Annotated in this window: 15 protein-coding genes; 8 read left to right on the top strand and 7 right to left on the bottom strand. The window is 70.9% G+C overall.

Features of this window, described 5'->3' with window-relative positions:
• Positions 1-276: 276 nt before the first annotated feature.
• Both ACWC9R_RS15035 and ACWC9R_RS15030 read left to right on the top strand, forming a co-directional pair.
• The gene (locus ACWC9R_RS15035; protein ID WP_450731761.1) at positions 277-1,866 is read left to right on the top strand and encodes a sensor histidine kinase; all 1,590 of its coding nucleotides are present in this window, start codon (positions 277-279) and stop codon (positions 1,864-1,866) included.
• Between the two features lie 258 nt (positions 1,867-2,124).
• Positions 2,125-2,385, top strand: a complete 261-nt coding sequence (locus ACWC9R_RS15030) for a DUF6480 family protein (protein ID WP_450731759.1) — start codon at positions 2,125-2,127, stop codon at positions 2,383-2,385.
• A 100-nt stretch (positions 2,386-2,485) separates the two neighbouring features.
• Here ACWC9R_RS15030 and ACWC9R_RS15025 read toward each other — a convergent pair whose 3' ends face one another.
• The 3 genes from ACWC9R_RS15025 to ACWC9R_RS15015 all read right to left on the bottom strand — a co-directional run bounded on the left by ACWC9R_RS15025 (position 2,486) and on the right by ACWC9R_RS15015 (position 4,931).
• On the bottom strand, positions 2,486-2,842 hold the full coding sequence (locus ACWC9R_RS15025) for a hypothetical protein (RefSeq protein ID WP_362611985.1): 357 nt from the start codon (positions 2,840-2,842) through the stop codon (positions 2,486-2,488).
• A 213-nt stretch (positions 2,843-3,055) separates the two neighbouring features.
• A complete protein-coding gene (locus tag ACWC9R_RS15020) occupies positions 3,056-3,901 on the bottom strand; it encodes a S1 family peptidase (RefSeq protein ID WP_450731757.1) in 846 nt (281 codons plus the stop codon).
• Between the two features lie 307 nt (positions 3,902-4,208).
• On the bottom strand, positions 4,209-4,931 hold the full coding sequence (locus ACWC9R_RS15015; RefSeq protein WP_450731756.1) for a YqeB family protein: 723 nt from the start codon (positions 4,929-4,931) through the stop codon (positions 4,209-4,211).
• Positions 4,932-5,113: 182 nt separating this feature from the next.
• Here ACWC9R_RS15015 and ACWC9R_RS15010 point away from each other — a divergent pair, with 182 nt between their 5' ends.
• The 5 genes from ACWC9R_RS15010 to ACWC9R_RS14990 all read left to right on the top strand — a co-directional run bounded on the left by ACWC9R_RS15010 (position 5,114) and on the right by ACWC9R_RS14990 (position 10,166).
• Positions 5,114-5,719 carry a TetR/AcrR family transcriptional regulator gene (locus tag ACWC9R_RS15010; RefSeq protein WP_450731754.1) on the top strand — a complete coding sequence of 202 codons (606 nt, stop codon included), beginning with the start codon at positions 5,114-5,116 and terminating at the stop codon, positions 5,717-5,719.
• A gap of 138 nt (positions 5,720-5,857) precedes the next feature.
• On the top strand, positions 5,858-6,160 hold the full coding sequence (locus ACWC9R_RS15005; RefSeq protein WP_450731752.1) for a hypothetical protein: 303 nt from the start codon (positions 5,858-5,860) through the stop codon (positions 6,158-6,160).
• A 445-nt stretch (positions 6,161-6,605) separates the two neighbouring features.
• A complete protein-coding gene (locus ACWC9R_RS15000; protein ID WP_450731750.1) occupies positions 6,606-7,988 on the top strand; it encodes a family 2B encapsulin nanocompartment shell protein in 1,383 nt (460 codons plus the stop codon).
• A complete protein-coding gene (locus ACWC9R_RS14995) occupies positions 7,975-9,354 on the top strand; it encodes a SufS family cysteine desulfurase (RefSeq protein ID WP_450731749.1) in 1,380 nt (459 codons plus the stop codon). The genes ACWC9R_RS15000 and ACWC9R_RS14995 overlap by 14 nt, the downstream gene beginning before the upstream one ends.
• A 152-nt stretch (positions 9,355-9,506) precedes the next feature.
• Entirely contained in the window at positions 9,507-10,166 is a 660-nt protein-coding gene (locus ACWC9R_RS14990; RefSeq protein ID WP_450731747.1) for a hypothetical protein, read from the top strand.
• Positions 10,167-10,213: 47 nt separating this feature from the next.
• Here ACWC9R_RS14990 and ACWC9R_RS14985 read toward each other — a convergent pair whose 3' ends face one another.
• The 3 genes from ACWC9R_RS14985 to ACWC9R_RS14975 all read right to left on the bottom strand — a co-directional run bounded on the left by ACWC9R_RS14985 (position 10,214) and on the right by ACWC9R_RS14975 (position 13,125).
• Entirely contained in the window at positions 10,214-10,729 is a 516-nt protein-coding gene (locus ACWC9R_RS14985; RefSeq protein WP_450731745.1) for a hypothetical protein, read from the bottom strand.
• Positions 10,730-10,920: 191 nt separating this feature from the next.
• Entirely contained in the window at positions 10,921-12,378 is a 1,458-nt protein-coding gene (locus tag ACWC9R_RS14980; protein ID WP_450731744.1) for an MFS transporter, read from the bottom strand.
• A gap of 183 nt (positions 12,379-12,561) precedes the next feature.
• Positions 12,562-13,125: a GNAT family N-acetyltransferase gene (locus tag ACWC9R_RS14975; protein ID WP_450731742.1), complete on the bottom strand. Its 564-nt coding sequence runs from the start codon at positions 13,123-13,125 to the stop codon at positions 12,562-12,564.
• A 294-nt stretch (positions 13,126-13,419) separates the two neighbouring features.
• Between ACWC9R_RS14975 and ACWC9R_RS14970 the strand changes: the two genes are divergently transcribed.
• Complete coding sequence (locus ACWC9R_RS14970; protein ID WP_450731740.1) at positions 13,420-14,577, top strand: serine hydrolase domain-containing protein; 1,158 nt, start codon at positions 13,420-13,422, stop codon at positions 14,575-14,577.
• A gap of 33 nt (positions 14,578-14,610) precedes the next feature.
• On the opposite strand, the gene ACWC9R_RS14965 is transcribed toward ACWC9R_RS14970, so the two are convergent.
• A complete protein-coding gene (locus ACWC9R_RS14965; RefSeq protein WP_450731739.1) occupies positions 14,611-15,243 on the bottom strand; it encodes a GNAT family N-acetyltransferase in 633 nt (210 codons plus the stop codon).
• Positions 15,244-15,362 lie beyond the last annotated feature (119 nt).

Raw genomic sequence — 15,362 nt, 5'->3', positions numbered from 1 at the left:
GACAGCGACCACGGCACCACGGCGGGCGTCGGCTCCGGGTCCGCCAGGAAGACGTTCTCAGGAGGCTCCGGTCCGGCGGAGTCGACGTAACATACCGGGAATTGCCCGCACGTCCGTTTGGTTTCCCCTATGCCCGCTGAGGTTGCCGGTTCCGCCACCGCGCCCGCTCCACTTCCGGATCGGGCGCCGTCCGCTCCGGGCCCGCTGTTCCGGCTTCCTGCGCTTCCCTCGTGGTGGCGTCCGTGGGGCGCGACCGCCCTGGACGTTCTGATAGCCATGGGCTGTGCGTGGTTCGACGCACAGTTCCGCTCCGCCTTCCCCGACGGGCATCTGCACAGCCTGCTCCCGCAGGGCTGGGAGACCTGGGTCACGGTCGTGGCCGCGCTGCTGCTGGTGCTGCGGCGCCGTTTCCCCGTGGTGGTGGCCGCGGTCATCACCGGCGGGCTCGTCCTGGGCACCGGCTCCGTCCTGGCCACGATGGTGGCGTTCTACTCGCTGGCCCGGCACACCCCACGGCTGCGTACGGTGTTCGTCGCCGCTCCGGCCGGCCTGGCGCTCGTGGTGGGCGTCGCCGTCCTGCATCTGCGGCAGTACGTCCCGCACCACGGGGGGAACTTCGCCCAGCTTCCGGTGCTCCTCGCGCTCGCCGGCCTGACCGCCGTTGTAGTGCCCGTCCTGCTCGGCCTCTACCCGAGAACTCCGCGGCAGCCCTGGTGGTGGGAGCACCGGAGCGCGATGCTGTTCGACGTCCTGCTCGTCCTGCTCTTCCCGCTGGCGAACCCGATCGCGCTGGTCAGCGGCCTGAACGGCCCGGAGAACGATCCGCTGCTGGTGCCACCAGCGGTCCTCGTCGTGCTCGTCATGGCGCAGGGGGCGGCGCTGATCTGGCGACGGCGCTATCCGGACACGCTCGCCGCGGTCGCGGTGGTTCTCCTCCCCCTCGTACTGCCGTCCTTCAGCATCCTCCCCGTGAGCCTCTACGCGCTGGCGAAGTACGGGTCGTCGCGGCGCAACCTCCTCCTCGGTTCGGGCGCGGCGGCCGTGGTCCTCATCGGGTGGACCGCGTTCGCCACGGGCTTCGAGGCCGAGCAGTTCGTGCCCTACACGGTCTTCCTCGTGGTGCCTTCCGTAGTGGTGCCGGTGTTGTTCGGCATGTACCGGGGAGCCAAGCGGAGTCTGGTGGTGACCCTCCAGGACCGGGCGGACCGGCTGGAACGGGAGCAGCATCTGCTGGCTTCACAGGCCCGGATGGAGGAGCGGACCCGCATCGCGCGGGAGATGCACGATGTGGTCTCCCACCGGGTGAGCCTGATGGTGGTCCACGCCGGGGCCCTGGAGGCCGGAGCGGGCGGCCAGGGAGTGGCCGCGGACACCGGCAAGCTGATCGGGGACATGGGCCGGCAGGCGCTGAACGAGCTGCGCCAGGTGCTCGGGGTGTTGCGCCTGAATGACGCGGAGCAGCAGGTTCCGCTCTCTCCGCAGCCGACGCCGGAGGACCTCGCGACCCTGGTGGAGGAGTCCCGGGCGGCCGGCATGGAGATCGCGTTCGACATCATCGGCGAACCGCCGGCCACGGACTCCACGGTCCAGCCCACCCTGTACCGGGTGATCCAGGAAGGCCTGACCAATGCCCACAAGCACGCGGGGAAGGTACCGGCCCGGGTGGAGGTGCGATACCAGAAGGACGCTGTGCGGGTGATCGTGGAGAACGAGGCCCCGAACGGGCCCGTGCCCAGCCTGCTGCCGAGCGGCGGCCACGGTCTGGTGGGGCTGGGCGAGCGGGTGACCGTGCTCGGCGGCACCTTCGAGGCCGGGGCCCTGGAAAACGGCGGCTTCCGGATCACGGCCACCGTGCCCCTTCCCTGAGCGTCGGCTCCCTTCACAGAGGGGACCATCTCCCTTCGCGGAGGCCGCCCGCCTCTCTCAGAGCGCTGCCGTTTACGGAGCGCCGCTCCACGACGGGGCCGCCACGCGAGGTGGTTCCTGCGGGAGGGGTGCCCGCCGCTACCACGCGGGCTGGCACCCCCTCCGCAGAGGACCGAAGCCGGGGTCGGGCACGACCACACGTCCGCACGACCACGCGTCCCCGCGCCCGCTTGGCCGAAGCCCTGCCGCTCTCCGCTGATGGATTCGGTCGATATCGGGCAAGCTTCTCTTATGGGTACTCAACATCCGGAACCAGATCGCGGTGCGCCCGGCCTCGGGCCCGGCGGCGGGGTGCCGCCCGAGGAGACGCCTGCGGCCGAGGGCAGCACAGGGGCGGAAACCGGGCCCCGCGACAAACAGACGCGCGGCTGGTCCAAAGGCCCGGTCATCATCCTCGGCATCCTCGTCGTACTCTGCGCGGCGTTCTTCATCGCCTACGCGGTGACCGTCGCGCTGTAGCTCTCGGTCACGCAGGGCCTTCGAGGCATCGCCGGTGTCGGCGCGCTATCGCCCACACCCTCCGCGCTCCGCACTCCGCCCTCGGCGGGTGCCGCAAGCGCTACAGCAGACCGGCGATGCTCGGCGGGGCGAAGACGTGACGCGCACGGTGTTCCAGGACGAGTACGGGTGGAATCTCCCGCTGCTGGTCCCAGGTGCATCTGTCGCATGACGGGTCGAGGGCGGGGACGTCCGCAGCGTGCTGGGTGGCGATGTGCCGGGCAAGCCGGATCTGGGTGGACACCACCGTGTCGAGGGGGTCGTAGTCCACCCCCGGCTCCCCTGCCTTCCGTGCGGCGTCCACCGCCTCGGGGGCCCGCTTCATCGCCTTGTACAGCTCGGTGCACTTCTGGCAGCTCCACATCCATGGAGGAGGCAGGGGCCACTCATCGGCGCCAGACGCGTCGCTGGAATCCATGCCCGTCACCGTAGCGACCGGCCGAGGCCGCAGGCAGCAGATCGGCAGAATCCCCGCACCGCGCAGCAGTCTTCGCCGAACACCCATTTTCTGAACAACACACCTGTACCGACTCCGGGCCGGCCGAGCCCGGTCCATGGCGTCGTTCCACTACCCCGCAGGCTGTCGCACCGTCCGCCGCGCCGTCAGCCGCGCGGCGTCAGCCCACCCCCGCTATGAGCGCCTCACCCCGGCTATGAGCGCCGGGACGTCGGCGAACGCGGCATCGGCGGCCTGGCCACAGACCTTGCCGGCCGTCTCGCCGGCGAAGCTGAACACACCGGCCAGTTCAGGGCCGCGACGTCCCCATATGACGAGGGGGCTGCCACTGTCCCCGAAACACATGGTCGTGCCGCCGTCGGCGGCGTCCCGGGCGCACAGGACCGAGGCCTCGTCGACTATGGCGGGTGTCTGGGCCGCGCACTGCGCATGGGTGCGGACGGTGAGGTCGCCGCGGCGGAGTACGTCACCGCGGACCTCCTTGCCCGGCCGGGAGGGGTCCGGTGCGGCCGTGGTGCCGTGGCTGAAGATCGATACGGCGGTGCCGGGGAGCGGCCGGTGGTGCGCGAGGGGGAGCGGCCTGACGCCTCGAACCGGGGCGCTGAGCCGTATTTCCGCCATGTCGTAGGCGGCCGAGGAGAGCGCGGCGTTGTCGGGGTCCGCCGGGGAGGGCAGCAGCTGGTAGCGGGGATGAGTGGTGACGCTGCGGATGTCGCGTACGGTGCCGGGGTCCCGTGACAGGACCGAGGACCCGATGTGGACCTCGGCACGCCGAGCGTCCTGTCCGTCGAGGCAGTGTGCCGCCGTCAGGACGCGGTCCGGAGCGATGAGCGCACCGCCGCACGAGGCTCGTTGCAGCAGCGGAGCATCCCCCTTCACCGCCAGCGTCGCCAGCCACGGGGCTGCGTCCCGCTGCGGCAGCTGCGTACCCCCGGACATGGCATGCACGGCGCCGGCCGTGCTCACACTCAGGGCCACACCGGCCACACCGGCCACGACGGCGGCGAGCACCGTCCCCATCCGCTTCCTGCGACCGCCACACCGCAGCGTTCGCAGCTGTTCTCCCCCGCTCACTTCTCTCCCCCGTCTCTCCTACGCCGTCTCGACCGATACGAGTCGAAGGTAACGGTGAGGGGCGGCGGGAGTAATCAGACCGTGGTCGCGTCAGAGGTCATACTCCGGGTTGAACTCCCCCTGAGCCGCCGTCGGGGTCGCGGGCGCGCAGCGCCGCGTGGGGCCCCGGAGCCGACGCGAAGCCGCAGATGGGAGGCGTGGTTGCCCCGTAGGGGCCACCGCACGCTCCTCGCCCCTCACCCTCATCACCGACTCACCCCCGCCGCCCGCTCAACCGCCAGTACTGGCACCTCTTCTCGTCCCGCACCACGACCCCGAGCCTGGCCAACTCTGCGCGCAGTTCCATGAGTTCACCGGTGGAGCCTGCGCTCGTCTTGTCGAGCAGCCGGGCACGGGCCTTGAGCAGGGCGTCGGCTCCGGTGGGCAGTCCCGGCATGTCCGACACCCAGCGCCGGAAGTCGTCCTTGCAGGGGTCCTCGTCCACCCAGGTGTAGCCGTGCGTCCGGAAGGCGTCGGCGACGCGCCGGGCATCCAGGTCGCAGGCCTCCCGGGCGAGTTCGTCGTTCTCCGCGCCGAGCAGCACGAGTTGCTTGCCGTCCAGGAACGCCTGCTGGATGCGGTCCCGCGCGAACTCCTGGTCTTCGGCCTTCCGGGTAAGGGTGATCCGCTCGTTCGAGACGGTGACGGAGAGCTCCTCGTATCGCGCGATGAGGGCCACGATCAGCCCCAGCAGCGCTCCGGCGGAGAGCAGACCGACCGTGAGCCAGGGCTCCGGCACCGAGGTCAGGAGCCTGGCCGGTCCTTGCATCGGCGCCCAGGGCAGCGTCACCAGCCACTCCACCAGGACCGTGACCAGCCAGCCGGCTCCGGCCCCTAACAGCACGAGAACGAGGTGAACCAGCGCCGCCATCCAGGCCGGTTGCTTCAGCACCGTGGGGGTGCCCGTCGAGTGGTGGTGCGCGAGCCGGTCTTTCATGAGTGTGTCGCCCTTCAGGGGTTGCCTGCCCCGCGGCGGCCGGCGGGGGCCGGCGCGGTGAGGTGCAGGAGCAGTGAGGTGCAGGAGCAGCGGCTCATTATAAACCGAGTGCTCGGTCTAATATTGAGGGATGCGCGAGAGCACTCGGTCAGGCCGAGCACCGTCGGCCATAAGGTGATGCCATGAGGACGATCGATCCGGCGAAACATGCAGCGCGGCGTCAGCACATCGTGAACGCCGCGTCCGAGCTGTTCGCCACGCAGGGCTTCGAGCGCACCACGACGGCGCAGATCTGCAAGGCCGCCGGAATGAGTTCGGGGAACGTGTTCCACTACTTCCCCAACAAGCGCGCGATCTTCATCGCCCTCCTCCAGGACGACAAGGACGAGAAGGCCGAGCGGCTGAGCCGGGCGACGGCCGACGCCGACCCGTGGACCGCCCTCCTGGACGTCGTACGCTTCCTGGCCTCCCCCGCCGCGGAACCCATGGCCCCGCCGCTGGTGATGGAGGCCATGCTCCAGGCACACCGCGACCCCGAACTCGCGGAACTCCTGAGCCAGGACAGCGCCGACGAGCACGCGGTGATCACGGAACTGCTCACCAGGGCCGCCGCGGCCGGTCAGATCGACCCCGAGCTCGACCCGCGCGACACCGCCTCGTGGGTCATGGCCCTCATCGCCTCGATGTACACCAGCGCCACCACCGAGCCGTCCTTCGACCCGGCCGGGCAACTGCCCACCCTGCTCCTCATTCTGCAGCGATTCCTGCGCGGTGAGCGAGCCGCATGAGCAGCGGGGACGCCGCCACGGGATGACGGCCCGCCCCCCCACGACGAAGGACGAACGAACGACGAACCGCGAACTACCACTCAGCGACAAACACTTGCCCGGCCGATCCCCCACCCCGCCACAAAGGACGACCCACCCGTGAAAAAGAGTGCGATAGCCGGCGGCTGCATCCTCAGCTTCGTCGTGATCGCCTGCGCCTACGAAGGCAGCGCCGCCACCGCCGACCCGCTGACCCTCGCCGAATACCGGAAGATCAAGGCAGGCAGCAAGGAGAAGAGCCTCTTCGCCTACACCAACACCTGTCGGCAGAACAGCGAATCCGACCGCGCCCACGACTACCCGACCACCTGGACCTGCTACGGCGCCGACGGCAGCAGCAACGCGGTGTTCTTCTATTCGAAGGGCGTGCTGTTCAGCAAGTCGCAGGCCGGACTGGTGTGACGACGGCGACGCGAGAGCCGCGAGCCGACACCCCTCACCCGTCCACCGGCACCCGTGCACAACGCCCTTGCGTATTGACGGAGTTGCGCTTCGCGGGGACCGACGGAGCCCCATGAGGCGGCGTCATAAGGCCGCCTTTAGGGAACACAAAGCACCGTTATGAGAGTAAATCGCGTCGCAAATCGGGCGTCGGGTGATGTCATACGACGGGTCAGGACACCGGCGCAATCGATCTTCGCGAGATTACTACGTATGGTGGCAGCGCCGGAACTCCAGGTAGTCGCGCAGGTATTCGAGACTGCGTAATCAGTGCAGCGAGCGTTTCCGGCCGTACGCCGGCGGACCACTGGTTGCGGGTGGCGGACAGCGACCCGACGATCAGACTTCCCGCGTCCCGGTCGGCCGTGTTCCGGCCGACCGGCACGCACGTCGGCGAGGAGGTCCTGTGAACGACCAGACTAGTCTCAGCCCGGATGCGGCACGGCAGCTCGCGACCACTACCAAGACCAGCCCGAAGATGCGCGGCATCACCCCGCGCTACCTCCTGCGGGCCCTGCCCTGGGTGGACGTGGAAGCCGGTGTCTTCCGCGTCAACCGCCGGCGTACCTATGTCCTCGGGGACGACCGCATCAGCATCCACCACGACGGCGGTTCGCCCCGTGTCATCCCTGGAGACCTGCGGGAGCTGCCGTACCTCCGGGACGCCGATGACGCCCTGCTCTCCGAACTGGCGGGCTCCTTCACCGAGGTCAACTTCGAGGCCGGGCAGCTGCTGGCCCAGGACGGCGACGCGCACGACAAGCTGTGGGTGATCGCCCAGGGCCGCGCCGAGAAGCGGGTGAGCGGCCGCTACGGCGAGGACGCGGTACTCGAAGTGATCGGCGACGGGCAGTTCTTCGACCTCGACGCCTGGACCCGTTCCGAACCTCTCCCCTACCGCGTCCGGGCGCTCACCCCCGGTGTGGCGCTCTGCGTCGAGCGCAGCGTGCTGGAGGGGCTGTGCGAGCGCGACACGGCGGTGCGGGGTGCGATGGACGCGTACCTCTCGGCGGACGGTGTCCTGCCGGGCGCCGAGGTGCCCGTCGATCTCAGTTCCGGGCATGTCGGTGAGCCCGACCTGCCCGCGACGTTCGTCGACTACGAGGACACGCCCCGCGAGTACCACATGAGCCTGGCCCAGACCGTGCTGCGTGTGCACACCCGGGTCTCCGACCTCTACAACGGGCCCATCGACCAGATCCGGGCGCAGTCCAACCTCACGGCGCACGCACTGCGTGAGCGGCAGGAGGCCGCGCTGCTCAACCACCCGGAGTTCGGTCTCTTCAACAATGTGGCTCCCGGGCAGCGGGTCCAGGCACGCACCGGGTCCCCCACCCCCGACGACCTGGACGAGCTGCTGACCCGGGTCTGGAAGCAGCCCGGATTCTTCCTCGCGCACCCCAGGGCGATCGCGGCGTTCGGCCGGGAGTGTACGCGCCGGGGGGTGCCCCCGGTCATCGACACCCGGTTCGGCAGCCCGCTGCTGAGCTGGCGTGGTGTCCCGTTGCTCCCGTCGGACAAGGTCCGGTTCTCCGGCAGTGCCGGCATCGGCACCACCGAGATCCTGCTGATGCGGGTGGGCGAGGCCGAGCAGGGCGTGGTGGGTCTGCGTCCCGCGAAGGTCGAGGACGAGGTGGAGCCCGGGCTGTCGATGCGGAACATGGGCGTCGACCAGAAGGGCATCACGTCCTACCTGATGACGGCGTACTTCAATACGGCGGTGCTGGTCGAGGACGCGGTCGCCGTGCTCCAGAACGTCGAGGTCTCCAACTACCATGACTACTCCTGACGTTGTCCGGAGTCTGTGGCCCGGGGCACCGACTCCCCAGCCCCTCGGCGACGGTCTGGTGTCGCCCGATCCGGCCACGACTCCGCCCACGGACCTGTCCGCCCCGGACGGCCACCCCACACGGTTCACCGGACTCCCCGGACAGACGGCCGCCTTCTCACCGGAGTTGGCGCGACGCGATGTCCCGATCCTGCACCGGACGGTGAACGGGCACCCGCTGGTCTGGCTGGACAACGGGGCCACCACCCAGAAACCGCGCCAGGTCATCGAGGCACTGGCCGGCTTCTACGGATCGGCCAACTCCAACATCCACCGCGGTGCGCACACCATGGCCCGGGAGGCCACCGAGGCGTACGAGGCGGGCCGGTCGGCGGTCGCCCAGTTCCTGGGGGCGCCGTCACCGGACGACATCGTCTTCGTACGCGGCACCACCGAGGCCATCAACCTCGTCGCCCAGAGCTGGGGCCGGGCCAACCTCGGCCCCGGGGACGACATCCTGGTGCCGGTGCTGGAGCACCATTCCAACATCGTCCCCTGGCAGTTGATCGCCCAGCAGACCCGGGCCCGGGTGGTCCCCGTACCACTGGGACCGGACGGGCAGATCGACCTCACCGCGTACGACGACCTGCTCTCCATGCGCACCCAGCTCGTCGCGCTGAGCCAGGCGTCGAACGTGCTCGGCACCGTCCCGCCGGTGCGCGAGATGACCGCACTCGCCCATCGCTACGGGGCCAAGGTGCTGGTGGACGGGGCGCAGGCGGTGGCGCACTTCCCCGTCGACGTGCAGGACCTGGACGCCGACTTCTATGTGTTCTCCGGCCACAAGCTGTTCGCCCCCACGGGCATCGGCGCGCTGTACGCCAAGCCGGAGATCCTGCGGGACATGGCGCCGTGGCAGGGCGGCGGCAACATGATCGATTCGGTCGACTTCACCCGTACCACCTATGCCCCCGTCCCTCACCTCCTGGAGGCCGGTACCGGACACATCTCCGGTGTGGTCGGTCTGCTGGCCGCGCTGAACTGGCTGACCTCCTTCGACCGCGATGCCATCGCCGCGTACGAGACCTCGCTGATGGGGTATGCGCAGCAAGCCCTGGCCACGGTTCCGGGACTGGAGCTGGTGGGCTCGGCGCCCGACCGGATCGCCGTGCTGACCTTCACCCTCGCCGGCCACGACCCGTCGGAGATCGCCGCGTGGCTGGACCGTGACGGCATCGCCATCCGGGCCGGGCACCACTGTGCCCAGCCGGCGCTGGCCCACTACGGCCTGGCGAGCGCGGCCCGTGCCTCGCTCGCGCTCTACAACACGTCCGAGGAGGTGGACAAGCTGGTGGCCTCCCTGCAGCAGTTGCAGCAGGCCACCTGACGTTCCCGTCCGTACGACGCCGCCGACCGGCTCCCGGTCGGCGGCGTCGGCGCGGGCGTCTCCTCGTTCCCTCGCGGCCTGTGGACAACGCCCCGCCGGCCCTGTGCACGGTTCATACTGGGCGCAAGGCCGCACAGGAGGGGGAACCGACCATGACGGGGTCACCGGACGAGGTACAGCCGCCGCGGCGGGTCGATGATGTCGCGTCGGCCCGCTGGATCGAGGAGAGCGTCGGCGGGTTCGACAGCGGTGTCCATGCCCTGCTGCCGGCCGGGTTCGAGGCGTACGTACGGCTGCTGCACCCCAGCGAGCCGTCGGACGGCCGGTTCGAGCGGTGGGCGGAGGTCGCACAGCGGTCGGGGCGCGCGCTGCATCCTCTGGCGCGTTTCGAGGAGGTGGCCGGCCCGGGTGAGGAACCGCCGTGGGAGGGTTCGCTGCCCGAGCATGTGCTGACGGCGCTGTGCGCGGTGCTGGCCGCGGGGACGGAGACTCCGCAGGAGTGCTTCTTCGGCCTCTGGGAAGGGTGGGGCTGGTCCGATGACAGCGGGCCGAAGGTGCGGTTGAGCGGCCGCGCCTACGCGCTCTACGAGGGGCCGGTCGAGGCGGCGACGGCCATGGGAGACCGGAGCGCCGGGGTCTTCTTTCCGCAGTCGCCGAACCTGTGGTGGCCCCGGGACCGGGCCTGGTGCGTCGCCACGGACGTGGATCTCAGCTCCACCTATATCGGCTGCTCGGCGCGACTGGCGGAGCAACTGGCGGGCGCACCGGAGCTGGAGGTTCTTCCGGCGGCGCTCGGCGACCGGCTCGGTTGAGCCGGTCGCCTCTCACGGCAGGTCGGGCGTCTGTCCGTCCCGCGGGGTCAGCGCTTCTTGCAGGCGTTGATGCGGACGGTCGCGCTGGTGTGCGTCACCTGCTTGGTGTGCGGGGTGTACCCGGGCGGGAAGGTGACCACGCCGACGGAGTAGCCGGTGTACTTCTGCCGCTTGACGCAGCGGCGCGCGGCGTTCTGGCTCACCTTGTTCCGGCCGCGGTTGACCTTGGCGCCGCTCTGCTTGTAGAGCGTTCCGTTCTTGTACAGGCCTACGCGGAGGGCGAGTTGGGCGACCGGCTTGGTGCACTTGACGTCGGCGGTGACGTTCACCATGTGCCGGTTGTCGGCGTGGGCGTGGTGGGAGTAGTGCGGGAGGTGTGTGGTGACCTTGCAGGTGATCACGTCACCGCTGCGGACGTCCACCGTGCGGAGGGTGGTGCTTCCGGTCGCGGTGTCAGGTCCCTTGTCGGCCGGTGTGGCGGCGCCGGCGGTGCCCACCGCCATGGTCAGCGCCAGCACGCCGGTCAGCGCTCCGGAGAGCAGGGTTCGCTGAACAGTCCTCATGAAATTCCCCCTGTGTAGCGCCCGTTGGGGCGTACCTGATGCGCCGGCACCTCTCAGTGACCGACCGGAAGCCCGGCGCGTTGGCGACATGATGGCGCATCGGGACGGCGGGCGCAGGCATATTGCCCATATGCGGCCGTCGGCGTCGTTCGCGGCTACGGGGGACATTGCGACTGGGGCGGTGGTTGGCCTCATCCGGGGTGCCCCGGGCGGTCAGCGGCGCGCGCGGTGAAGGCGCCGAGGGCGCAGAGGGCGGCGAAGCCGAACAGCAGCCACCGTGCCGAGTCGAGCATCGAGCGTCCACCCAGGCTGACCAGCACCCCGGCGACCGCCGTGCCGAACGCGGTGGACATCGTCGTCACGGTCGCGATCGCCGCGGCGGCCTGCCGTCCCTCCTCCGGGTCCTTGGCGGCCGTCATCGCGGCCACGGACAGGTGGGGGTAGGCCATCCCGATACCCGCACCGGCGACGCCCAGCACCGGCACCCAACTGACCACCCACCAGAGCGAGGCGGGTGCGCGCTGCAGCAGCCCCAGGACGAGGAGGCCGAGCGCGAGCACCACCGGGCCGAGGGTGCGCAGTCGGCGCACGGTGCGCTCCCGTACCGCCGAGGAGCTGCCGATCTGGGTCAGCGACCATCCGAGGGAGAGGGCGGCGCCGAGGAAGCCGGCGGCTAGTGGCGGCAGCCCGGCCAGCCGTTGGCCGAACAGCGGGACGAAGGACTCGACGGCGACACCGAAGGCGAGCAGCCCGAGCGTCAGGTAGACCCACCTCAGCGCGGAACCCGCCCGGTAGGTCGCGCCGGGGAAGACCCGTCGCTCGCTCCGCCGTTCATGGGCGGCGAATCCGACGACCAGCAGCAGCGCCGCCGCGATGCCGGCCGCCCGCGCCCGGGTGTCGGACAGGATTCCCGACACACTGACCGCCGTGGTGGCGGCCGTGACCAGCACCAGCGACACGACCGGGACCGGAGCCGCCACGCCGCCTCGTTCGCCTCGGGGCAGCACCCGGGGTACGGCCGCGCCGCACACCGCCGCGACCGCCGCCATCAGGACGAACGCCACCCGCCAGGAGCCGAACTGGGCGAACAGGCCGCCGAGCGCCGGACCGGCGAAGTTTCCGACGCCGTACATCGCCGACATCAGCGCGTTGCCGCGGGTCCAGAGCCGGCGTGGCAGGGCGGACCGGATGACGGCGAACCCCAGTCCGGACAGCAGTCCGGCGCCGAGTCCCTGGAGGCAGCGGCCCACCAGCAGCACCGGCATCGTCGGACTCACCGCACAGGCCAGCGAGCCCACCAGGAACACGGCGAACCCGGTGAGGTAGGCACCGGCATCGCCCGCTCGTGCGAGGCACCGGCTGACGAGCATCGTCGCGATGACCATGGCGACGAGGTAGAGCGTCATGTTCCACGCGTAGAGGCTCTCGCCGCCGATCTCGGCCACCGCGGTGGGCAACAGGCTCGACGCCAGGTAGATGTTGACGGCACCGACGAGCACACCGGCGGCCAGCACGAGTGCGGCGCCACGGTGCTCGGGTCCCAGAAGCTCCCGCCAGCGGGGCGGGGCGGCGGTGGCAGCGGTGTCGGGGCCGGGGTCGGGGTCGGGAGTGAGCCTGGGGCCGGGTAGTTCGCTGTTGTCGGCAGTCATGACTTCCAGCGTTCCATTGAAGCCGGACCGGAGGCTTTGTACCGCAACTGGCCCATGGTGCGGGGCTGTTGGGCGGCGAACCCTCACCCCGGGGTTCAACCCCAGGACGTCCGGGAGCGGCGCTCCCCGCAATCAGCGGACCCTCGTGAGCAGCCGGCCCTCGTGCGCAGTCGCCCTTCGTGGTCAGCGACCGGCCTCCCGCTGCCGGCGCCACTCGGGGGCCAGCACCGACCAGACCTCCATGTCGTGGCGCACGCCCCGGTACGGGTAGCTCTCCCGCTGCACTCCTTCGCGCACCATGCCGAGCCGCTCGGCGACCTTGATGCTGGGGGTGTTCCCGGCGGCCGCGATCCACTCCACGCGGTGTATCCCCCGCTGATCGACGGCCCAGTCGATGAGCACCCGGATCGCGCGCGTGATCAGCCCGCGCCCGACCGCCGACTCCTCCAGCCAGCAGCCGACCTCGCAGGTGCCGAACGTGACGTCGAAGGTCCGGAACAGGACGCCGCCGATGAGCACACCGTCGCTCCAGATGCCGTAGAAACGTCCGGTGTCGGCCGCGGCCTTGTCCGCGTACAACTGGAGGAGCGAGGTGGCGGACGCGAGGTCGGTGACACGGTCCGGCATGGAGACGAACCGGCCGATGTACTCGCGGCCCCGGTCCATGTGCGCGAGGAACTCCCCGGCATGCCACGGCTCCAGCGGCCGCAGCTCGGCACCGTCATCACCCAGCGGTATCGCAAACACCCAGTTCTCCCTGCCCGACCCGACGTGTACGCGCCGGCTCTCCAGCGCGGCTCTCCTGCCGCCCGCGGCGGCACGAGCGGCGCCGGCGGCGAAGCTCGCTCGTGCACCGCGCCCGGAATGGTCCCACACGGGTCCGCCTCGACGGCCCCCCGCCTGCCCCTTTGCCGGGCGCGGTGACGTACGGGGCGCAGGCGGGTGTCGGCCGATCGGGTCGGGCTCGGCGGTCACAGACCGATGAATGCCCGCCGGGCCGGGAGTCTTGGTTCCGACCGCACACTCGGGAAGGTGGCAGGCATGACCGACGCATTGCACGACACCCTGGAGAGGCACCTCGGCGCCGGGGCGGCACCTGGGGCGGTGGGCCTGGTGGCGCGCGGCGACCGGACCGAGGTCCGGGCCGTCGGCTCGGTGGACACCGACGGCACGTCGCCCATGGCCAGGGAATCGATCTTCCGGATCGCCTCGCTCACCAAACCCGTCGTCGCCGCGGCGGTGATGATGCTGGTCGAGGACGGCCGGATCGCGCTGGACGACCCGGTGGCGCCCTGGCTGCCGGAGCTGGCGTCGCCCGTTGTCGTCCGCACCCCGGACGCACCGGTGGACGACGTGGTCCCCGCCGCCCGGCCGATCACCGTGGCCGATCTCCTCACCTCGCGGGCCGGCTACGGCTTCCCGGCCGACTTCTCCCTGCCGGCCGTCGCGCCGCTGTTCAGCGAGCTGAAACAGGGACCGCCGCAGCCGCAGCTGGTCGCGGCACCGGACCCCTGGATGGCGGCGTTGTCCCGCATTCCGCTGCTGCACCAGCCGGGCGACGGCTGGCTGTACAACACCTGCTCCGACATCCAGGGCGTGCTGATCGCCAGGGTCGCCGGCCGTCCGCTGCCCGAGTTCCTCGCGGAGCGGCTGTTCGAGCCGCTCGGCATGGTGGACACCGGGTTCGAGGTGCCGCCCGGCAAGCGCGACCGGTTCACCAGCTACTACCGGGCCGCCGCCGGTGCCGCGGACGGCCTGGAGCTGGTCGACGCTCCCGACGGGCAGTGGAGCCGCCGTCCGGCGTTCCCGTCCGGAGCCGGGGGCCTGGTCTCGACCGTCGATGACTGGCACGCCTTCGCCCGGATGCTGCTCGCCGGCGGGAGCGTCGACGGCCGCCCGTTGTTGTCGGCCGGTTCGGTGCGGCAGATGACCACCGACCAGCTGACACCCGCCCAGCGCGAGGCCGGCAGGCTGTTCCTGGAGGGCCAGGGCTGGGGTTTCGGCGGCTCGGTCGACATCGAGGCCGTCGAGCCGTGGAACGTGCCGGGACGCTACGGCTGGATCGGCGGCACCGGAACGGCGGCGCACCTCACCCCGTCCACCGGCACCGTCACCATCCTGCTCAGCCAGTTGGAGCTGGCCGCCCCGACACCGCCCGCCCTGGTGCGCGACTTCTGGCGGTGCGCGGCCGAGGGGTGAGGGGCCTCGGCCCACGCGGTCAAGGTGCCGCCGCTACGGCCGGTAGATGCACGCCGCCAGCGGCGCGTACGCCTTCCAGTCCAGCGTTTCGTACAGCGCCCGTCCCTCGTCGGTCGCGCCGAGCACCCCGAGGGCCGCTCCTTCGGACACGGCGTGATCGGCGAGGGTCCGCATCACGAAGGCGCCCAGGCCGCGACGGCGATAGGCCGCCTCGGTGGTGACGCAGTCGATGACGGCGGCCTGTCCGAGGACGGCCATCTGGCCCTTCGCCGCCAATTCCCCTGCGGTGTCGCGGACTTGGACGTAGGTGACGCCGTCGCGCGTCGTCACGTCCGCGGTGTGGCCCGCGGGCACGGTGGGGGTCGTGACCCGCAGGTCCGTGGCCATCAGGTGGCCGGTCTCCTCCTTGTCCACCACCCAGCCCGCGGGGAGCCAGCGGTTGACCTCGGCAGGCTCCCTGGGCACCTTGAGCCAGGTGTGCGGCACGGTGACCGAGGCGGCGGCCTCCCGCACCGCGGACTCACGGGCCTCCGGCAGGACATGGCGCCCCACCTGGCCCGGCCGCCCCACCTCGATGTACAGCCCCCAGGGCAGCTCGGCCGGCCTCGGTGTGCGCCGCGATACGGCCCAGCCGGATACCCAGGTCCTGACCAGTTCCGGAATCATCGAACCCTCCCGAAGTAAGTGTCACACAACGGGAGGGCACATTACGTGATCGTCCGGTGGGGCAGCATCCCCTTTCCGGTGCGCCCTCGGAACCCGCCTACGGGAAGGCGAGGAGAGGG

This window comes from Streptomyces sp. NPDC001219 (genome assembly GCF_053597915.1).
Note: the sequence above shows the minus strand (reverse complement) of the source record. Positions and strands in the feature narration are given on the sequence as shown.